General features: G+C 61.5%; 16 protein-coding genes and 6 tRNA genes. 7 read left to right on the forward strand and 15 right to left on the reverse strand.

The window, feature by feature from the left end:
- Window position 1 precedes the first annotated feature (1 nt).
- The 3 genes from MRBLPB4O_RS20625 to lpdA are packed head-to-tail and all read left to right on the forward strand — an operon-like array spanning window position 2 to window position 3,714.
- Entirely contained in the window at window positions 2-1,060 is a 1,059-nt protein-coding gene (locus tag MRBLPB4O_RS20625) for an alpha-ketoacid dehydrogenase subunit beta (protein WP_016488476.1), read from the forward strand.
- Window positions 1,061-2,332, forward strand: a complete 1,272-nt coding sequence (locus MRBLPB4O_RS20630; protein WP_341796452.1) for a dihydrolipoamide acetyltransferase family protein — start codon at window positions 1,061-1,063, stop codon at window positions 2,330-2,332.
- 2 nt (window positions 2,333-2,334) lie between these two features.
- A complete protein-coding gene (gene lpdA, locus MRBLPB4O_RS20635; RefSeq protein ID WP_341796453.1) occupies window positions 2,335-3,714 on the forward strand; it encodes a dihydrolipoyl dehydrogenase in 1,380 nt (459 codons plus the stop codon).
- Between the two features lie 114 nt (window positions 3,715-3,828).
- Here lpdA and MRBLPB4O_RS20640 read toward each other — a convergent pair whose 3' ends face one another.
- The gene (locus tag MRBLPB4O_RS20640; RefSeq protein ID WP_341796454.1) at window positions 3,829-4,827 is read right to left on the reverse strand and encodes a diguanylate cyclase; all 999 of its coding nucleotides are present in this window, start codon (window positions 4,825-4,827) and stop codon (window positions 3,829-3,831) included.
- Window positions 4,828-5,042: 215 nt separating this feature from the next.
- On the opposite strand from MRBLPB4O_RS20640, the gene MRBLPB4O_RS20645 reads away from it, so the two are divergent.
- On the forward strand, window positions 5,043-5,567 hold the full coding sequence (locus MRBLPB4O_RS20645; RefSeq protein ID WP_341796455.1) for a hypothetical protein: 525 nt from the start codon (window positions 5,043-5,045) through the stop codon (window positions 5,565-5,567).
- A gap of 312 nt (window positions 5,568-5,879) precedes the next feature.
- Window positions 5,880-7,292, forward strand: a complete 1,413-nt coding sequence (locus MRBLPB4O_RS20650) for an amino acid permease (RefSeq protein ID WP_341796456.1) — start codon at window positions 5,880-5,882, stop codon at window positions 7,290-7,292.
- Here the strand turns inward: MRBLPB4O_RS20650 and MRBLPB4O_RS20655 are convergent.
- A tRNA-Arg gene (locus MRBLPB4O_RS20655) sits at window positions 7,271-7,347 on the reverse strand. The two genes, MRBLPB4O_RS20650 and MRBLPB4O_RS20655, sit on opposite strands and share 22 nt — an antisense overlap.
- Window positions 7,348-7,458: 111 nt before the next feature.
- Window positions 7,459-8,052 (reverse strand): phosphonate metabolism protein/1,5-bisphosphokinase (PRPP-forming) PhnN, encoded by a 594-nt coding sequence (gene phnN / locus MRBLPB4O_RS20660; RefSeq protein ID WP_341796457.1) that lies wholly within the window; start codon window positions 8,050-8,052, stop codon window positions 7,459-7,461.
- A gap of 344 nt (window positions 8,053-8,396) precedes the next feature.
- Here phnN and MRBLPB4O_RS20665 point away from each other — a divergent pair, with 344 nt between their 5' ends.
- On the forward strand, window positions 8,397-8,723 hold the full coding sequence (locus MRBLPB4O_RS20665) for an Arc family DNA-binding protein (protein WP_003254499.1): 327 nt from the start codon (window positions 8,397-8,399) through the stop codon (window positions 8,721-8,723).
- Between the two features lie 184 nt (window positions 8,724-8,907).
- On the opposite strand, the gene mgtE is transcribed toward MRBLPB4O_RS20665, so the two are convergent.
- From mgtE to alaS, 9 genes are all read right to left on the reverse strand, one after another.
- The gene (mgtE, locus tag MRBLPB4O_RS20670; RefSeq protein WP_016498500.1) at window positions 8,908-10,350 is read right to left on the reverse strand and encodes a magnesium transporter; all 1,443 of its coding nucleotides are present in this window, start codon (window positions 10,348-10,350) and stop codon (window positions 8,908-8,910) included.
- Between the two features lie 432 nt (window positions 10,351-10,782).
- Window positions 10,783-10,859: transfer RNA gene (locus MRBLPB4O_RS20675), tRNA-Arg, on the reverse strand.
- A 73-nt stretch (window positions 10,860-10,932) separates the two neighbouring features.
- A tRNA-Arg gene (locus MRBLPB4O_RS20680) sits at window positions 10,933-11,009 on the reverse strand.
- 73 nt (window positions 11,010-11,082) lie between these two features.
- Window positions 11,083-11,159 (reverse strand) — tRNA-Arg (locus MRBLPB4O_RS20685).
- 71 nt (window positions 11,160-11,230) lie between these two features.
- Window positions 11,231-11,307 (reverse strand) — tRNA-Arg (locus MRBLPB4O_RS20690).
- 106 nt (window positions 11,308-11,413) lie between these two features.
- Window positions 11,414-11,504, reverse strand: a tRNA-Ser gene (locus MRBLPB4O_RS20695).
- Window positions 11,505-11,576: 72 nt separating this feature from the next.
- Window positions 11,577-11,765, reverse strand: coding sequence for a carbon storage regulator CsrA (gene csrA / locus MRBLPB4O_RS20700; RefSeq protein WP_003254503.1), 189 nt, complete (start codon window positions 11,763-11,765; stop codon window positions 11,577-11,579).
- 166 nt (window positions 11,766-11,931) lie between these two features.
- Window positions 11,932-13,167 (reverse strand): aspartate kinase, encoded by a 1,236-nt coding sequence (locus MRBLPB4O_RS20705; RefSeq protein WP_016498499.1) that lies wholly within the window; start codon window positions 13,165-13,167, stop codon window positions 11,932-11,934.
- Between the two features lie 84 nt (window positions 13,168-13,251).
- Window positions 13,252-15,876: an alanine--tRNA ligase gene (gene alaS, locus MRBLPB4O_RS20710; protein ID WP_016498498.1), complete on the reverse strand. Its 2,625-nt coding sequence runs from the start codon at window positions 15,874-15,876 to the stop codon at window positions 13,252-13,254.
- Between the two features lie 306 nt (window positions 15,877-16,182).
- Here alaS and MRBLPB4O_RS20715 point away from each other — a divergent pair, with 306 nt between their 5' ends.
- Entirely contained in the window at window positions 16,183-17,376 is a 1,194-nt protein-coding gene (locus tag MRBLPB4O_RS20715; RefSeq protein ID WP_341796458.1) for a M91 family zinc metallopeptidase, read from the forward strand.
- Between the two features lie 42 nt (window positions 17,377-17,418).
- On the opposite strand, the gene astE is transcribed toward MRBLPB4O_RS20715, so the two are convergent.
- From astE to astB, 3 genes are read right to left on the reverse strand one after another with little or no spacing between them, the layout of a single operon-like run.
- Window positions 17,419-18,426 (reverse strand): succinylglutamate desuccinylase, encoded by a 1,008-nt coding sequence (gene astE / locus MRBLPB4O_RS20720; RefSeq protein WP_063423047.1) that lies wholly within the window; start codon window positions 18,424-18,426, stop codon window positions 17,419-17,421.
- Between the two features lie 10 nt (window positions 18,427-18,436).
- Window positions 18,437-18,727: a hypothetical protein gene (locus tag MRBLPB4O_RS20725; RefSeq protein ID WP_016488488.1), complete on the reverse strand. Its 291-nt coding sequence runs from the start codon at window positions 18,725-18,727 to the stop codon at window positions 18,437-18,439.
- A gap of 14 nt (window positions 18,728-18,741) precedes the next feature.
- Window positions 18,742-20,091, reverse strand: coding sequence for an N-succinylarginine dihydrolase (gene astB, locus MRBLPB4O_RS20730; RefSeq protein ID WP_341796459.1), 1,350 nt, complete (start codon window positions 20,089-20,091; stop codon window positions 18,742-18,744).
- Window positions 20,092-20,097 lie beyond the last annotated feature (6 nt).

The raw sequence follows: 20,097 nt of genomic DNA on the forward strand, positions 1-20,097 counted from the left end.
GATGAACGATCACAACAACAGCATCAACCCGGAAACCGCCATGGCCACCACTACCATGACCATGATCCAGGCCCTGCGCTCGGCCATGGATGTCATGCTTGAGCGCGACGACAATGTGGTTGTCTACGGCCAGGACGTCGGCTACTTCGGCGGCGTGTTCCGCTGCACCGAAGGCCTGCAGAACAAGTACGGCAAGTCCCGCGTATTCGACGCGCCAATCTCCGAAAGCGGCATCGTGGGTACCGCCGTGGGCATGGGCGCCTACGGCCTGCGCCCGGTGGTGGAGATCCAGTTCGCCGACTACTTCTACCCCGCCTCCGACCAGATCGTCTCGGAAATGGCGCGCCTGCGCTACCGTTCGGCCGGCGAGTTCATCGCCCCGCTGACCCTGCGCATGCCGTGCGGCGGTGGCATCTACGGCGGCCAGACGCACAGCCAGAGCCCGGAAGCGATGTTCACCCAGGTGTGCGGCCTGCGCACCGTCATGCCGTCCAACCCGTACGACGCCAAAGGCCTGCTGATTGCCTCGATCGAATGCGACGACCCGGTGATCTTCCTGGAGCCCAAGCGCCTGTACAACGGCCCGTTCGACGGCCACCACGACCGCCCGGTAACGCCGTGGTCGAAGCACCCGCACAGCGCCGTGCCCGACGGTTACTACACCGTGCCGCTGGACAAGGCCGCCATTACCCGCCCCGGCAATGACGTGACCGTGCTCACCTACGGCACCACGGTGTACGTGGCCCAGGTGGCTGCCGAAGAAAGCGGCGTCGATGCCGAAGTGATCGACCTGCGCAGCCTGTGGCCGCTGGACCTGGACACCATCGTCGAGTCGGTGAAAAAGACCGGCCGCTGCGTGGTGGTGCATGAAGCCACCCGTACCTGCGGCTTCGGTGCCGAACTGGTGTCGCTGGTGCAGGAGCACTGCTTCCACCACCTGGAGGCGCCGATCGAGCGCGTCACCGGCTGGGACACCCCCTACCCTCACGCGCAGGAATGGGCGTATTTCCCAGGGCCTTCGCGGGTAGGTGCGGCATTGAAAAAGGTCATGGAGGTCTGAATGGGCACGCACGTCATCAAGATGCCGGACATTGGCGAAGGCATCGCACAGGTCGAGTTGGTGGAATGGTTCGTCAAGGTCGGCGACATGATCGCCGAGGACCAGGTGGTGGCCGACGTCATGACCGACAAGGCTACCGTGGAAATCCCTTCGCCGGTCAGCGGCAAGGTGCTGGCCCTGGGTGGCCAGCCAGGTGAAGTGATGGCGGTCGGCAGCGAGCTGATCCGCATCGAAGTGGAAGGCAGCGGCAACCATGTGGATGTGCCTCAGGCCAAACAGATAGAAACGCCCGCGGCCCCTATGGCAGCCAAGCCAGAACCGCAGAAAGATGTAAAACCCGCTGCGTACCAGGCACCCGCCAACCACGAAGCTGCGCCCATCGTGCCGCGCCAGCCGGGCGACAAGCCGCTGGCCTCACCGGCTGTGCGCAAGCGTGCGCTGGATACCGGTATCGAACTGCGCTATGTGCACGGCAGCGGCCCGGCCGGGCGCATCCTGCACGAAGACCTTGACGCCTTCATGAGCAAGCCGCAGAGCGCCGCCGGGCAAGCCCCCAATGGCTATGCCAAGCGCAGCGACAGCGAGCAGGTGCCAGTGATCGGCCTGCGCCGCAAGATCGCCCAGCGCATGCAGGACGCCAAGCGCCGGGTCGCGCACTTCAGCTATGTGGAAGAAATCGACGTCACCGCCCTGGAAGCCCTGCGCCAGCAGCTTAACAGCAAGTACGGCGACAGCCGCGGCAAGCTGACGCTGCTGCCGTTCCTGGTGCGTGCACTGGTCGTGGCGCTGCGTGACTTCCCGCAGATCAACGCCACCTATGACGACGAAGCGCAGATCATCACCCGCCATGGCGCGGTGCATGTGGGCATCGCCACCCAAGGTGACAACGGCCTGATGGTACCGGTGCTGCGCCACGCCGAAGCGGGCAGCCTGTGGGCCAATGCCGGCGAGATTTCGCGCCTGGCCAACGCTGCACGCAGCAACAAGGCCAACCGCGAAGAATTGTCGGGCTCGACCATTACCCTGACCAGCCTGGGCGCCCTCGGTGGCATCGTCAGCACGCCGGTGGTCAATACCCCGGAAGTGGCGATTGTCGGCGTCAACCGCATGGTTGAGCGGCCGGTGGTGATCGACGGCCAGATCGTCGTGCGCAAGATGATGAACCTGTCCAGCTCGTTCGACCATCGCGTGGTCGATGGCATGGACGCCGCCCTGTTCATCCAGGCCGTGCGTGGCCTGCTCGAACAACCTGCCTGCCTGTTCGTGGAGTAAGCATGCAACAGACTATCCAGACTACCCTGTTGATCATCGGCGGCGGCCCCGGCGGCTATGTGGCCGCCATCCGTGCCGGGCAACTGGGCATCCCTACCGTGCTGGTGGAAGGCCAGGCGCTGGGCGGTACCTGCCTGAATATCGGCTGCATTCCGTCCAAGGCGCTGATCCATGTGGCCGAGCAGTTCCACCAGACCTCGCGCTTCGCCGGGCCGTCGGAACTGGGCATCAGCGTTGCCTCGCCGCGCCTGGACATCGGCCAGAGCGTGGCCTGGAAGGACGGCATCGTAGACCGCCTGACCACTGGTGTGGCCGCCCTGCTGAAAAAGCACGGGGTCAAGGTAATTCATGGCTGGGCGAAGGTGCTCGACGGCAAGCAGGTCGAAGTTGATGGCCAGCGTGTCCAGTGTGAACACCTGTTGCTGGCCACCGGCTCCAGCAGCGTCGAACTGCCGATGCTGCCACTGGGCGGGCCGGTGATTTCCTCGACCGAAGCCCTGGCGCCGAAAGCCCTGCCGCAGCACCTGGTGGTGGTGGGCGGTGGCTATATCGGCCTGGAACTGGGCATTGCCTACCGCAAGCTGGGCGCGCAAGTAAGCGTGGTGGAAGCGCGTGAGCGCATCCTGCCGACCTACGACAGCGAATTGACCGCCCCGGTGGCCGAGTCGTTGAAAAAGCTGGGCATCGCCCTGCACCTGGGCCACAGCGTCGAAGGTTACGAAAACGGTTGCCTGCTGGCCAACGACGGCAAGGGCGGGCAACTGCGCCTGGAGTCCGACCAGGTGCTGGTGGCCGTCGGCCGCCGGCCGCGCACCAAAGGTTTCAACCTGGAGTGCCTGGACCTGAAAATGAACGGCGCCGCCATTGCCATCGACGCGCGCTGCCAGACCAGCATGCACAACGTCTGGGCCATCGGCGACGTGGTCGGCGAACCGATGCTGGCGCACCGGGCCATGGCCCAGGGCGAAATGGTCGCCGAGATCATCGCTGGCAAGGCACGCCGCTTCGAGCCTGCCGCGATTGCTGCGGTGTGCTTCACCGACCCAGAAGTGGTGGTAGTCGGTAAAACCCCGGAGCAGGCCAGCCAGCAAGGGCTGGACTGCATCGTCGCGCAGTTCCCGTTTGCCGCCAATGGCCGGGCCATGAGCCTGGAAGCGAAGAGCGGATTCGTGCGCGTGGTGGCACGGCGGGACAACCACCTGATCCTGGGCTGGCAAGCCGTTGGCGTGGCGGTTTCCGAACTGTCCACCGCGTTTGCCCAATCGCTGGAGATGGGCGCCTGCCTGGAGGATGTGGCCGGCACCATCCATGCCCACCCGACGCTGGGTGAGGCGGTACAGGAAGCGGCATTGCGCGCCCTGGGCCACGCCCTGCATATCTGACACTGAAGCGGCCAAGGCCGATTTGGCCCGCTGCGCCGAGAGGCGCTGCGGGTCTTTTTTCATCCAGGCACTGATCCCCATCACCTGCGCGATCCCTTGTCGGACCGCGTCAGGCTATGGGGCTATGGCATTCTTGCCGGCCGCCTTGGCCCGGTACAGCGCCTTGTCGGCACGCGCCAGCAGCGCATGCTGGTCCTCCCCTTCCTGCCATTGCACCACGCCATAGCTCAGGGTCAGCCGGCAATCGCCCACCGGCTCCAGCTGCTCCATCACCTGGCGCAAGCCCGCCGCCACATCCAGCGCCTCGCCCAGCGTGGTCTGGGGCAGCACGATGACGAACTCATCGCCACCCCAGCGCGCCAACACGTCGAGCTCGCGCAAGCAGGTACGCAAGTTATCGGCCACCAACACCAGCGCCGCATCGCCACGGGCGTGGCCGTAGCGGTCGTTGATCGGTTTGAAATCGTCCATGTCCATGGCGATCAGCGACAACGGCTGACGGAATCGCTGGGCGCGTTCGCACTCCGTCTGCAACGACTTTTCCAGCCGATAGCGATTGGCAATGCGGGTCAACGCATCGCGCTCGGCCAACTCGAGGTTTTCGTCCAGTTGCCGCTGCAACTGCTGGTTCACCCAGGACAGCTCGCGGGTACGCTCGGCCACCTGGCACTCCAGCGACTGGTTCTTCTGCTCCAGCTGCGCCACCAAGCGCTTGCCGGCGTCGATGTTGCGGTGCGCCCCGAGCATGCGCGCCACCGAACCGTCTGCGTTCTGGCCGATGATGTAGCCGCTGTCTTCGATCCAGATGTAATTGCCATCCTGGCAACGGCAGCGGTATTCGATGAGGTAGCGCTCGTTGCGCTGGTTGATATAGGCCTCGAAATGCGCCATTACCCGCGGGTAGTCCTCGGGGTGGATCACACTTTCCCAGGTCAGTACCGAGTTGGCCATGGAGTGGCTGGCGTAACCGAGCATGGCGTACCAGCCGGGGTTGCGATAGACGTAGCCGGTGTTGGCATTCCAGTCCCAGATGCCATCACTGATCAACTCGAACAAGGTGTGCAATTGCTGTTCACTGAAGCTGGCGGGTGCCGGCCTGGTTTCCTGATTCATGGACGCTCTCCCTGATGCCCAGCAACTGCGCTCCGGTCAAGGGGCTGCCGACAGTGGTGGTAATTGCCGCAGGCGGCAAGATCATGCCTTGGACAGGCAAGCATATGCCCGCCAGCGCGCAACCGAAATAGCGCCAAAGCCCTGATTTCGACCGGCACAGCGCTGGCATGGCTTTTGCGCTGGGTAGCTGCCAACGCTATTTCCAAGGAGGAAACATGATAATCGCCCCTAACGGCGTCAGCTGGCAGCCCACGCTCCATCAGCCTCGGCACGCCAACGATGAGCAGACAGTGGCCGAGAGTGCGCCAGCCGGCACGCCAATAACCACCGCCAACACGGCGACCCAACAGCAGCGCCAAGGCAACACCGCTCAGCAAAACGCTGAGGATGCTCGCGAAGAAGCCTTTGCCAAATTCAAGGTGATGCTGCAAAACCTGGGTTCTGCGACCACCGAGCCGGTGATCGGAGAACCACTGCCACCCAAGACTGCCCGGCAGGAGTTTCACGACTTCATGTCCAAGTCACCCGGCGAGATGATCAAGGAAAAACTGCTGCGTGAAATAGGCCTGACCGAAGAAGAGTACGACGCCCTGCCGCCAGAAATGAAAGCAAAGGTCGACGAGTTGATCGCCCAGCGCATGAAAGAGGACATCGAGCGCAAGATCGAGGAGAAAGCGCAAGAGCAGCTCGCCAAGGCGGACGGCCTGGATGAAGAGCAACAAGCGGCCGGCACGGCATGAGGGAGTGGCGGCGGTCGGTAGCGAAAGTGCCGCGGGTCGTGAAAGGCTCCCCAACCTGACCCGTTTGAAGGCGCCCGGCGGTGTCGATGTTCAGGTGGTGCATGCCTTGGTCAACTGCACCGCTACCGGCGCCATAACCGATCTCAGGAAAAATCGGCAGGATGTTGTGCAGAGAATTCGTTTGAGGTCCTTGGCCTTATTGTCCAGGGTGGCAGGCTGGTAGCTATTTGCCACGCGTGGACGCAGGCGCATTACGATGCCTGCGTTGGGGGACGTTGTCAGGTCCCCCCAACAATAAGAGAGGACAAGGAAATGCAATCCAACAGTTTGAAGCAAAGCCTCAAGCAGCGGCACATCACCATGATCGCACTGGGCGGGGTGATCGGTGCAGGCCTGTTCATGGGCTCGGGCTCACTGATCGCATCGGCAGGGCCTGCGGCCATCCTGTCGTATTTGATTGGTGGCCTGGTGGTCACCCTGGTCATGTTCATGCTGGGCGAAATGGCCTGCCGCAACCCGGATGCCGGGTCGTTCTCGACCTACGCCAACACCTGGCTCGGCGACTGGGCCGGGTTTGCAGTCGGCTGGCTGTACTGGTTCAAGTCGATGATGACCATCACCCTGGAAGCAGTCCTGCTGGGCGCCATCCTGCATGACTTCCTACCCTGGCTGCCGATCTGGGCAGGCGCCTTCCTGATGCTGGTGACACTGATGGCCAGCAACGCCTACTCGGTGCGTTCGTTTGCCGAAGTGGAGTACTGGCTGGCGGCGATGAAGGTCGCCACCATCCTCATCTTCATGCTGCTGGGCATCTCGATCCTGCTTGGCCTGCACCACGACATTCCGTCGCCTGGCCTGGTCAACCTCACCGCCCACGACGGCTTCATGCCCAACGGCCTGTCGCCGGTAATGGCGGGTGTCATCGTGGTGATCTTCTCGCTGGGCGGCAGCGAAATCGCCGCCGTGGCCGCAGGTGAGTCGGAGAACCCGCGGCAGAACGTGATCCGCGCGATCAAGAGCGTGATCCTGCGCGTGATGCTGTTCTACGTCGGCTCGGTGTCGATCCTGATCCTGTGCCTGCCATGGACCGACAAGGCCAACCTGGCCTCGCCCTATGTTTCGCTGTTCAGCCTGGCCGGATTCGGTGGTGCGGCGGTGGCCATGAAACTGGTGTTGTTCGTCTCGTTCATGTCGGTGATGAACTCGTTCATGTTCTCCAACTCGCGCATGCTGTTCTCGCTGAGCCAGCGCGGGCACGCGCCCAAGCTGTTCTCGCGCACCAGCGCCAAGGGCGTGCCGATCAATGCATTGCTGCTGAGCCTGTCGATCTGCACGGTGATCCTGACCGTACACTTTATCAGCGCCGGCGACCTGTTCATGACCCTGGCCAAGAGTACCGGCAGCCTCGTGATGGTCGTGTGGATCTTCATCATCATCGCCCATGTGGCCATGCGCTGGAAAACCCGTCATGAAGCGGTCGACCCCAAGGCCTTCCGCGCCTGGCTGTTCCCGTACGCCAATATCGTTGCGCTGTTCGCCTTGCTGGCAGTGATCGGCACCCAGGCGTTCGAACCGGCGTCGCGTTTCCAGTTCTGGTTCACGGTGCTGACGGTGGTGCTGGTAGTGGCGGGGTACTTCCTGACGCGCAAACGGACGGCCGCGGCTGCACAGGAGGCGGAGGCAAAAACGGGAGAAACAAGAAATGGCGTCCCAGGCAGGAATTGAACCTGCAACCTTCCCCTTAGGAGGGGGATGCTCTATCCAATTGAGCTACTGAGACGCTACGACCGGCAGCGAGCGCTGCGCAGCGGGATGGCCAGCATGTTAACCAGCATGCTGGCGTTTGTCATGCACCTGCCGGGCTTTTTCGCGTAATCCTTTTCTGGCACTGCTACAGCGGTGGCAGAACCCCTTCATCGCGAAGCAGCCCGAACAGGGCTGCGACCGCTGCCTCCAGGGTTGTCGAGTTGTCCAGCACATGCACTGAAGGATCGGGCGGTGCCTGCAAACGGGCGCTGCGAGCCAGGCGCTGCTCGATTTCCTCGGCGTTTTCGCGGCCACGGGCCAGCAGGCGCTGACGCAGCACTTCGGGCCTGACCTCGACCAGCACCGCCAGCAGGTCCGGGTAACGCTGGCGCGCTTCGGCCAGGTAGGCCCGCGAGCCATTCACCAGCACTGCCCTGCCCGCCGCCATCCACTCGTCCACCTGCTGCGCAATACCATAGTCCAGGCCGTTGGCGCGCCAGTGCATGGCAAATGCGCCCTGCGCACGCAGGGTCTCGAACTGCTCGGGCGTAACCCCATGAGCGGCTTCGCCCTTGGCTTCGGCCGAACGGGTAATGACGCGACGGGCAATTTCTACCCCGGCGGCCGCCAGTCGCTCACGTGAAGCGTCGATCAGGGAATCTTTCCCCGAACCCGACGGTCCTATCAGAAATATCAACCGGCCTGACCCTGATCGACGGTCGCTTGCGTCATGTTGCATAGCCACTATGCTCTATGAAGGGAAACCGCCGCATTCTAGGTGTTTTCCTTGCCTTTTGCTGCGTTTTACCAGTTTTTGACGGCAAAAGACTGACGGTTGGGCAAGCCGGAGCATGTAAAACTTTTCAAACCAGTGCTCATTTCTGATAATTGGTACTGGCAGAAAGCCTTTATCCGGCTCACTATTTGTCACAGAATTGACGCCAAGGAAACGGCGATGATGAGGCAAGATGAGCACCCATTTTTACTGCCGGTTGAACATTTTGTCGTCGCCACGGTCGTACTTCCACCCCGTGCGGCCAATTTGAGAACCGCTTCCCCTGAACCAAACTCCGGTCAATTTATATGCGCCCAATGAAACAGGCTATTTATTCGAGCCGCACCGCTGACAAGTTCGTCGTCCGCCTGCCAGACGGGATGCGTGAGCGCATTGCCGAGGTAGCGCGAAACCATCACCGCAGCATGAACTCCGAAATCATCGCGCGCCTGGAACAGAGCCTTATCCAGGAAGGTGCGCTGGGTGACGAGCTGAGCATGCGCCTGGACAGCCCTGAGCTGTCGCTGCATGAGCGCGAGTTGCTGCAGCGCTTCCGTCAACTGTCCCACCGCCAGCAGAACGCCCTGGTGGCCCTCATCGCTCACGATGTGGAAATGGCCGCTGACGCTTCCTGAGGTCTGCAGCGAACATGAAAAAGCCAGCGTAAGCTGGCTTTTTTGTGGCTGGCCTACGGCAACGGCATACGCCATTGCAGGAGCACTGTGGGAGCGGGCAAGCCCGCGAATCAGGCGACGCGGTGGATGGCACCGGCTGCGCCGGTGTTCGCGGGCATGCCCGCTCCCACAGGGAAAGATCGGTTTACAGCAGGAACAGCGTAGCCAGGCCGAGGAAGATGAAAAAGCCGCCACTGTCGGTCACGGCAGTGATCATCACACTCGCCCCCATCGCCGGGTCGCGGCCCAGGCGGGCCAATGTCATCGGGATGAGCACGCCCATCAGCGCTGCCAGTAACAGGTTCAGGGTCATTGCGGCGGTCATCACCAAACCCAGTGACCAGCTGCCATACAGCCAGAAAGCCACCGCACCGATCACTCCGCCCCACACCAGGCCGTTGATCAGCGACACTGCCAACTCCTTGCGCATCAGGCGGCTGGTATTGCCCGGCGACACCTGGTCCAGCGCCATCGCGCGGACAATCATGGTGATGGTCTGGTTACCCGAGTTGCCACCAATACCCGCAACGATAGGCATCAACGCAGCCAACGCCACCAGCTTTTCGATCGAGCCTTCAAACAGCCCGATAACGCGGGAAGCGAGAAAAGCGGTAATCAGGTTGATCGCCAGCCATGCCCAACGGTTGCGGAACGAGCGCCAGACCGAGGCAAAGATATCTTCCTCTTCACGCAGGCCCGCCATGTTGAGGACTTCGCTCTCGCTCTCCTCACGGATCAGGTCGACCATTTCGTCGATGGTCAAACGGCCGATCAGGCGCCCGCCTTTGTCTACTACAGGTGCCGATACCAGGTCATAACGCTCGAAAGCCTGCGCTGCATCATAGGCATCTTCCTCGGGCTGGAAGGACACCGGGTCGGTCGCCATGACCTCCGCTACCTTCTTCTCCGGGTCGTTGACCAGCAAGCGCTTGATCGGCAACACCCCCTTGAGGATGCCGTCGTAATCGACCACGAACAGTTTGTCGGTGTGGTTGGGCAGCTCTTTCAGGCGGCGCAGATAGCGCAGCACCACTTCCAGGCTGACGTCTTCGCGGATGGTGACCATCTCGAAGTCCATCAGCGCACCGACCTGCTCCTCGTCGTAGCTCAGCGCCGAGCGCACACGCTCGCGTTGCTGGGCATCGAGGGTTTCCATCAGCTCGTGAACAACGTCGCGCGGCAGCTCTGGGGCCAGGTCGGCCAGCTCGTCGGCGTCCATTTCCTTGGCGGCGGCCAGCAGCTCGTGATCGTCCATGTCCGCGATCAACGATTGGCGAACCGAGTCGGAAACTTCAAGCAGGATGTCGCCATCGCGATCCGAGCGCACCAGCTGCCAGACCGTCAGGCGGTCTTCCAGGGGCAAGGCTTCGAGGATATAGGCGATGTCGGCGGGGTGCAGATCATCGAGCTTGCGCTGCAGCTCGACGAGATTCTGGCGGTGGACCAGGTTTTCGACCAAGTCGTTGTGCGCGCCTTCCTGGCGGTGCGTCAGGTCTTCGACCACACGCTGGCGTTGCAGCAGTTCGACCACCTGGGCCAGGCGATCCTGCAGGCTTTCTTGCGCTTTTTTTACTTCTACTTCAGTCATAGGCGAACTCCACTCCCAGCAGCGGAGCACGCCGGGAGAATCAATCGGTCAGATCTTTCTGTATGAATCGTGTTAGCGAGTAACTACTGGGTAAGTCCATGGTGGTTTTCCACAAGCCCCGGCGGGGCTGACGGGCGCAATCATACACTGCTAAAGCTGTCAGATCGCTTAAATTTTTGGCCAGAACAATCGTTTGCGCGATAAAGGTGGGACAACGCTTGAAGCTATCAGTGCGACGGCGGCTCTGGCGTTTAAAGCACATTTGTTGTGTGCGTAGATGTGTTTGCGATGCCTGATCGAATTCGGCGCCGCACCAGCGGCCTCAAGCTACACCACAAACATTACAGAAGAGCTTAGATCGACATGGCCAACAATTCAGTGGCGCAGAAAAACAAAAAGCCCGCTCAACTGAGCGGGCTTCTTGATGGGATATGGCGGACTCAGCAGGATTCGAACCTGCGACCGCTCGGTTCGTAGCCGAGTACTCTATCCAGCTGAGCTATGAGTCCGTGTTGGTAGTTTTAGACCAGGTTACCACTGGTTGACTGAAGCAGCTGTGCAAGCAGAGCCACTTCAAGAAAGTGGCGGACTCAGCAGGATTCGAACCTGCGACCGCTCGGTTCGTAGCCGAGTACTCTATCCAGCTGAGCTATGAGTCCGCGATTGGAAGTTTTATACCAGTTACCGCTGGTTGACTGAAGCAGCTGTGCAAGCAGAGCCACTTCAAGAAAGTGGCGGACTCAGCAGGATTCGAACCTGCGACCGCTCGGTTCGTAGCCGAGTACTCTATCCAGCTGAGCTATGAGTCCGCGATTGGTAGTTTTAGACCAGTTACCACTGGTTGATTGAAGCAGCCTTGCAAACAAAGCCACTTCAAAAGTGGCGGACTCAGCAGGATTCGAACCTGCGACCGCTCGGTTCGTAGCCGAGTACTCTATCCAGCTGAGCTATGAGTCCGTGTCTTGCCGCGCATTATAGGTCGCTGAAACATTTTTGCAAGAACGTTTTCGTTTAAAAACAACTACTTAGCGTTCCTACCGTTTACAGCGCCCTACGCAAATAATGGCGGTGAAGGGGGGATTCGAACCCCCGATACCCTTATGAGGTATACTCCCTTAGCAGGGGAGCGCCTTCGGCCACTCGGCCACCTCACCGCAACACGAGGCGAATATTAAACAGGATCTTCCTCGCTTGCAACCCTTTTTTTTAAAAAAACTTCAAAAGAATTAAAGGCTTGGCTCCTCGTCCTTCTCTTTCTTGATCCGCAGGTAGATTTCCTCGCGGTGAACAGCCACTTCTTTCGGGGCGCTGACGCCAATACGCACCTGGTTGCCTTTGACGCCAAGCACCGTCACGGTGATCTCGCCGTCTCCAATGATCAGGCTCTCGGCGCACCGACGAGTCAGAATCAACATAGCTTTCTCCTTACGCAAAACATTCAGGGGTAACAGTCTTTGGTATCGGGGCCTGGTCGTGGACGACGACCAGGCCCCGGTTACTCGCCACACAGGGCAGGACAGGCCATGCGTGGCGAGCAGAAACGCGAAGGGCGCGGCAAGCCGCGCCCTTCCTGGCAGCGCCTTACTCGCCCTGTCGCACAGGTGCGTCGAGCTCGAACGCGGTGTGCAGCGCGCGCACGGCCAGCTCCAGGTACTTCTCTTCGATCACTACCGAAACCTTGATCTCGGAGGTGGAGATCATCTGGATGTTGATGCTCTCCTTGGCCAGCGCTTCGAACATGCGGCTGGCAACACCGGCGTGCGAACGCATGCCGACGCCAACGATCGAGACCTTGGCGATCTTGGTGTCGCCGATCACTTCACGGGCACCGATTTCGCGGGCAGTGTTTTCCAGCACGTTTTTCGCGCTCTCGTACTCGTTGCGGTGTACGGTGAAGGTGAAGTCGGTGGTGTTATCGTGGGCAACGTTCTGCACGATCATGTCGACTTCGATGTTCGAAGCGCTGATCGGGCCGAGGATCTTGAAGGCCACACCCGGGGTGTCCGGCACGCCGCGAATGGTCAGCTTGGCTTCATCACGGTTGAAGGCGATACCGGAAATGATCGGCTGTTCCATGGATTCCTCTTCATCAATGGTAATGAGGGTACCCGGACCCTCCTTGAAGCTGTGCAGCACGCGCAGCGGTACGTTGTACTTGCCGGCGAACTCCACCGAACGGATCTGCAGCACCTTGGAACCGAGGCTGGCCATTTCCAGCATCTCTTCGAAGGTGATCTTCTCCAGGCGACGGGCCTGTGGCACAACGCGCGGGTCGGTGGTGTAGACGCCATCGACGTCGGTGTAGATCTGGCACTCGTCAGCCTTCAGCGCCGCCGCCAGGGCCACGCCGGTGGTGTCGGAGCCGCCACGGCCCAGGGTGGTGATGCTGCCGTGCTCGTCGACGCCCTGGAAGCCTGCTACCACGACCACGCGGCCTTCCTTGAGGTCGGCACGAATCTTCTGGTCGTCGATCTGCAGGATGCGCGCCTTGTTGTGCGAGCTGTCGGTGAGGATGCGCACCTGGTTGCCGGTGTAGGACACCGCTGGCACACCACGCTTGATCAAGGCCATGGTCAGCAGGGCGATGGTGACCTGCTCACCGGTCGACACGATCACGTCCAGTTCACGCGGAACCGGCTGATCGGTGATCTGCTTGGCCAAGTCGATCAGGCGATTGGTTTCACCGCTCATGGCCGACAGCACAACCACCAGGTCGTCGCCCGCTTCACGGTGTTTCTTGACCTTTTCGGCTACCTGCTCGATCCGCTCGATGGAACCGACAGAGGTGCCGCCAAATTTCTGTACGATCAACGCCATTTCAATGGTGCCTCAGCCCATACAGGGCCCCAAAAAACAATCCAACATGAAGAAGCCGGCGACTAGACCGCCGGCCCCTTCATCTCAAAGTCCCTGCTCTGCGAATGGCACGGCCAGCGCCAGGGCCTGGTCCAGTGCAGCGACGTCGACGCCACCACCCTGGGCCATGTCCGGACGGCCACCGCCCTTGCCACCCACCGCCGCAGCGGCTTGTTTCATCAGATCGCCAGCCTTGAGTTGGCTGGAGAGGTCTTTGGTCACGCCGGCCACCAGCACAACCTTGCCCTCATGCTCGCTGCCCAGCAGGATCACTGCGTGGCCGAGCTTGTTCTTCAACTGATCGACCAGGGCCAGCAAGGCCTTGCCGTCCTGCCCATCCAGGCGGGCGGCGAGGACCTTGGCACCCTTGACCTCAACAGCCGCGTTGGAGAGATCGTCCCCGGCGGCGCTGGCGGCTTTGGCCTGCAGCTGTTCCAGCTGCTTCTCCAGCTGGCGGTTGCGCTCGAGCACAGCCGACAGCTTGTCGATCAGGTTGTCGCGGTTACCCTTGACCAGTTGCGCGGCTTCCTTGACCTGCTCTTCGGCAGCGTTCAGGTAGGCCAACGCAGCGGCGCCGGTAACTGCTTCGATACGGCGTACGCCAGAGGCCACGCCGCCTTCGCTGATGATCTTGAACAGGCTGATATCACCGGTGCGCTTGGCGTGGATACCGCCGCACAGCTCTACCGAGAAATCACCACCCATGCTCAGCACACGCACGGTGTCGCCGTACTTCTCGCCGAACAGCGCCATGGCACCTTTGGCCTTGGCGGTTTCGATGTCGGTCAGTTCCGTTGTCACCGGGGTGTTCTTGCGCACTTCGCGGTTGACGATGTCTTCCAGGGCCTTGATCTGCTCTGGCTTCAGCGCCTCGAAGTGGCTGAAGTCGAAACGCAGGCGCTGGCTGTCAACCAGCGAGCCCTTCTGCTGTACGTGTTCGCCCAGCACCTGGCGCAGCGCTTCGTGCAGCAGGTGGGTGGCGGAGTGGTTCAGCGAGGTAGCGTGCTGCACGTCGGCATCGACCTTGGCCTCGACTGGCGAACCGATTACCAGCGCACCGCTGGCGACCACGCCGTGGTGCAGGAAGGCACCGCCAGTCTTGGTGGTGTCGCGCACGTCGAAGCGCGCAGCGCCGGCCTGCAGGAAGCCGGTATCACCCACCTGGCCACCGGATTCGGCGTAGAACGGCGTGCGGTCGAGCACGACCACGCCCTGCTCGCCTTCACCCAACTGGTCGACGGCCTGGCCGTCCTTGTACAGGGCGATGATCTTGCCCTGGCCTTCGGTGGCGTCGTAGCCGAGGAATTCAGTGGCGCTGTCAACCTTGACCACGCTGTTGTAATCCATGCCGAAGGCGCTGGCGGAACGCGCACGCTCACGCTGGGCGTCCATCTCGCGCTCGAAGCCGGCTTCGTCGATGGTCAGCTCGCGCTCACGGGCGATGTCGGCAGTCAGGTCCATCGGGAAGCCGTAGGTGTCATACAGCTTGAACACCACGTCGCCCGGTACCACGTCGCCTTTCAGCTGGGCCAGGTCCTGCTCGAGGATGCGCAGGCCTTGCTCGAGGGTCTTGGCGAACTGCTCTTCTTCAGCCTTCAGCACGCGCTCGATGTGCGCTTGCTGGCTCTTCAGCTCAGGGAAGGCTTCGCCCATTTCGGCGGCCAGTGCGGCAACGATCTGGTAGAAGAAGCTGCCCTTGGCGCCCAGTTTGTTGCCGTGGCGGCAGGCACGACGAATGATGCGACGCAGCACATAGCCACGGCCTTCGTTGGACGGCAGCACACCGTCGGCGATCAGGAAACCGCACGAGCGAATGTGGTCGGCGACCACTTTCAGCGACGCCTGGCCATCATTGCTGCAACCGATGGCCTTGGCCGCAGCTGCCAGCAAGTTCTGGAACAGGTCGATCTCGTAGTTCGAGTGCACGTGCTGCAGCACGGCGCTGACGCGCTCCAGGCCCATACCGGTGTCCACCGACGGCGCTGGTAGCGGGTGCAGCACGCCGTCGGCGGTGCGGTTGAACTGCATGAAGACGTTGTTCCAGATCTCGATGTAGCGGTCGCCGTCTTCTTCTGGCGAGCCGGGTGGGCCGCCCCAGATGTCCGCGCCGTGGTCGTAGAAGATCTCGGTGCACGGGCCGCACGGGCCAGTGTCACCCATGGTCCAGAAGTTGTCGGAGGCGTAAGGGGCGCCTTTGTTGTCGCCGATGCGTACCATGCGCTCGGCCGGCACGCCAATTTCCTTGGTCCAGATGTCGTAGGCTTCGTCGTCAGTGGCGTAGACGGTGACCCAGAGCTTTTCCTTGGGCAGGTTCAGCCATTGTGCCGACGTCAGGAAGGTCCAGGCGAAGGTGATGGCGTCGCGCTTGAAATAGTCGCCGAAGCTGAAGTTGCCCAGCATTTCGAAGAAGGTATGGTGACGCGCGGTGTAACCGACGTTTTCCAGGTCGTTGTGCTTGCCACCGGCGCGCACGCACTTCTGGCTACTGACAGCACGGGTGTAGGCACGCTTCTCCGCGCCGAGGAAGCAGTCCTTGAACTGGTTCATGCCGGCATTGGTGAACAGCAGGGTCGGGTCGTTGTTCGGGATCAACGAACTGGAGGCGACTCGGGTATGTCCCTGCTCTTCGAAGAAGCGAAGGAAGGCTTCACGGATTTCTGCGCTTTTCATAGGTTCTTCCACGGAAACGGCGGCCGTTTGGGCTGATACGTCGAATCGACGAAACGACGGCAAAGGGCGCCATTATATCCAGCCTGAACGGCGGATGCAGTGTGTTTATACGCCCGAAACGGTCAATCGGCACGAAATCGTCATTTCGGACTTCAAAGTGGAGGCTATACGGTTCAGCGCCTCGTCACAACGCCCCCTCCTCGTCCATCTTGCCCCTAGATAAGTACCACTCCTCGCCTGCACAACCCTTTAGCTTTGGCCGCAGCGACAACCACCGCCCCCCATTCACAGCAAGCGAGCCTTCTCATGCACCCCAACCCCGTCTATTTCATTTCTGGCAGGACCAGCGGCTTTCAACAGCAGGCAGACACATCCATCGATGGCCAAGCCGTTCATCGTTTCTACGAATACCGGGACGACAAGATAGACGTCCTTCTCGAACAGGTATGGTTCGATCAGGGCCAGATCCCGGGCAAGCACCACATGGTGATTCAGAGCCATGCCTCGGCGGTCGATGTCGACATTTCCACCTACGATTGCCACCTCAAAGCCATTGTCGGCAACAAGAGGTTCATCCTCGCGCCTACCCACAGACACACCCTCATCATCAGAACAGCATCGGGTGAGGCCAACGTCCGCGTGGCGAAGGACGTGAAGACGCCTGTGATCATTCAGGCCGCAAAAGGCCGCGCACACATCACCACCGGCGGCGGCATCACCGAGGTCTTCACCGGCAGCAGCGATGCACAAATCAACGTGGGTCAGGGGCTGACATTCATCAAGCGTGGCTCGGCGAGCGGCGGTATCGGCGGTCATATCCAGGGAATCGACGGTCATATCCTGGTCGACGACCCCCATGAATCAGTCATTTATGCCCGTAACCAGGCGGGTGACGCCCGCTTCGAGCAACCCCTCTCCGCCCCGCTCGCCGCACTCGCCAACAACACACTCGACATACAAGGCAGCGATACCTTCAAACAGGCCGTTCACAACCACCTGGTGTTTCTTTGCCACACGGATTGCGGCCAGCAACTTCTGACTCAACTGGCGAAACGGTCCTGGATAAGGGTCACCGAAACACAGCTGGCCACCCGTTTCGACGTCTACACATCAGACCCGACCGACAATGACCATTACCTGCGACGAGACAGCAAACTGGAGTGGGTAGCCGGCTTGCCGGCCGAGGGCGGAAACCTGGCACTCAACCTGACGCGCTCGGACAGCGGCAATTTGCCGCTGCTCGACTTTTACCGTTGCTTGTGCGAAGCGTACAGCGCCTTCAACGGTACGACGGTACCTGGCCACACCTCAATAAGCACTATCGATCGCAGGCAGATCCAGGTCGACAACGCACACCTGCAAGCAATTGGCCTGCCGAGCGGCCCTCTGTACGATTTCGACAATAACCCCGACACGGCGCCAACCGACACCAACCCACCACCCTTCAACGAAAACACGCTGCGAATGGAACTGGGCCTGCCAGTACGCACCTACTACTGAGCAAGCCCATGTGGTGCGCCGGGACGCGCGCCACCTCCGCCATCAGCCCAGCCGCTGCCCCGAATCCGGCACAATGAGAATCCCCGCGCGCAAGCCGTTCTTCACCCTGGGGTTGGGGAAGATGATGCGCGCGCCCTCCTCCTCGACCACCCAGCGCGTCTCGGCCAGGTCTTCGGCCAGCAGGTAACCCTTGCTCAACTCGGAAAAGTTCTCGATGTCCGCCGGCAAATGCAGGTGGAAACTGTCGCTGTGCTTGATGATTTCGCGGGCGACGCTGAACAGCTGCAGGCCATCCAGCGAGCCTTCACCCTCTGGCTCGGTGCCTTCGATGATCTGGATCAGGCGCTGCTCCAGCCGGTCGAGGTTGACCTGCTCGTTCTGGCCAAACGGGCGGGCCTTGCCCAGCTCCAGGGTGAAGGCTTCGGCCTCCAGCTGTTCGTAGGTAAAGGCACTGAAAGTGATGGAGGATTTGCTTTGCAGCAGCACCGCCTCCATGCCGGCTGCCGCCAGGCGCGCCAGTTCGCGACGGGAGTGCTTGCGCCCCTCTTTATAGGGGTACAAGGCAAATTGCTCGATCTTCGAACCACGGATGGCGGTATGCAGGTCGTAATGCAGGCGGCTGCGCCCCGGCTTGCTGAAGAACACCCTGGCGAACTGCTCCAGCTCGGCGGCACGCAATGCCTCGAAACCACTGGAAAGCTCATGGCGGCCATTGAACAGCCGGTTGATGTCCTGCTCGATGAAGCGCTCGCCCTTGCGGATAGCCGCCGGGTTGCCGAACAGGAACAGCAGCCGTGCCTTGGGTTTGATCTTGCCGTTGGCCACGCCGTGCAGCAGCCGTTCGAGCAATTCGATCGGCGCCGTTTCGTTGCCATGGATGCCAGCAGACAACAGCAAGTCCAGCCCGCAATCATCGCTTTCGGCGGGGCGCACTTCGAGCGCGCCCTCCCCCAGCCAACGCAAACGCGCGCCCTTGGGTGTCACTTGGGTCTTCTCGGCCGGTTCGTGATCGGTGAGGGTCAGCTCAAGCAATTTGCCAAGGGCGAGCATAGGGGCTTCCTTAGTGGTGGTGGCCGCAGTCAGGGCCATGGACGTGATCGTCGTCTTCGCCAACCTCAGCCGGCTCCATTTCCAGCTGCAGGCTGACCAGGTTGGTGGCCATCGGGCGCAGCAGCAGGTTGGCGTATTCGGTGTCGTCTTCGTCGACGTCCACACCGATCAGCAGCTGGCCACGGCCGTCCTGCTGAATCCACACTTCCTTGCCTTGCCAAACCACGGCAAAGCGGGTGCAGGAGGTTTCCAGCTGGGTGCCGTCTTCATCTTCGAGGATCAGGCGCAGGGCGTCGGTCATTGCAAAGTCTCTCTTCAAGGTTGGCGTTGGAACGGGTATACCGAGCCCAACTTCAGGATCTGGGTCAATTCGTCCAGTGCCGTACGGCATTCCACCAGCAGTTGCGGGTCGGCCAGGTCCGCTTCGCCCAGGCGATCGCGGTAATGCTTGTCGACCCACAGCACCAGGGTGTCGTACAGCGGGGCGGTCATGATAACGCCTTGGTTGACCGCCGCCAGTTCCGATTCCTTCAACGCCACGCGCAGACGCAGGCAAGCCGGGCCGCCGCCGTTCTGCATGCTTTGCTTGAGGTCGAATACCTTGACCTCCTTCACCGGGCCACCCTGGCTGGTCAGCTGGCCGAGGTAGGCCCAGACCCGCTCATTGTTGCGGCACTCTTCCGGCACCACCAGCAGCATGGAACCGTCATCGCGGCTGAGCAGCTGGCTGTTGAACAGGTATGAGCGCACGGCATCCTCTACCGCCACCTCTGCCCGCGGTACACAGATGGCCTGGAAGGTGCCACCCTTGCTGGCCAGTTTAGCTCGCAGCTGGCCAAGCACCGCGTCGGTCTCGAGGAAAGCGTCCTCGTGGTAGAACAGCACCTCGCCGTTGCCCACCGAAATCACATCGTTATGGAACACGCCCTGGTCGATCACTGCAGGGTTCTGTTGAGCGTAGACCACACCGCCATCGCTCAGCCCATGCAGCCGGGCCACGGCCTGCGAGGCTTCCAGGGTTTGCCGGGCCGGGTACTTCTGCGGCGCCGGGTAACGGCTGTCGAAGGCACTGCGGCCATAGACGAAGAACTCCACACCCGCGTCGCCATAGGCACGGCAGAAACGCGTGTGGTTGGCCGCGCCCTCGTCACCGAACTGTGCCACGGCAGGCAATGCTTCGTGGTGGGCAAAGTGTTTCTCGTTGTTGAACATGGCGCCCAGCACACGGCTGGTGGTCGGGTGCTCAATGCTGCGGTGATACTTGCAGTTCAGGTTGGCGGCGGTGAAATGCACGCGGCCATCTGCAGTGTCGGCACTGGGGCTGACCGTGGCGGCGTTGGCCACCCACATGCTCGACGCCGAGCAGCTGGCCACCAGCAGAGGCATGGCCTCTTTGGCAGCACGCTGGATCACCTCGGCATCGCTGCCGCTAAAGCCCAGGCGGCGCAGCGCGGCCACATCCGGGCGCTCCTGGGGCGCCAACACGCCCTGCTTGAAGCCCATGTCGGCCAGCGCTTTCATTTTCGCCAGGCCCTGGCGCGCGGCTTCGCGCGGGTTGGAACCCTGCTGGCTGTTGCTCTGCGAAGCCACGTTGCCGTAAGACAGGCCGCCATAGTTGTGGGTAGGCCCCACCAGGCCATCAAAATTCACTTCATAGGATTTCATCGGCTA

The organism is Pseudomonas sp. LPB4.O (genome assembly GCF_038383825.1).
Classification (GTDB): Bacteria; Pseudomonadota; Gammaproteobacteria; order Pseudomonadales; family Pseudomonadaceae; genus Aquipseudomonas; species Aquipseudomonas putida.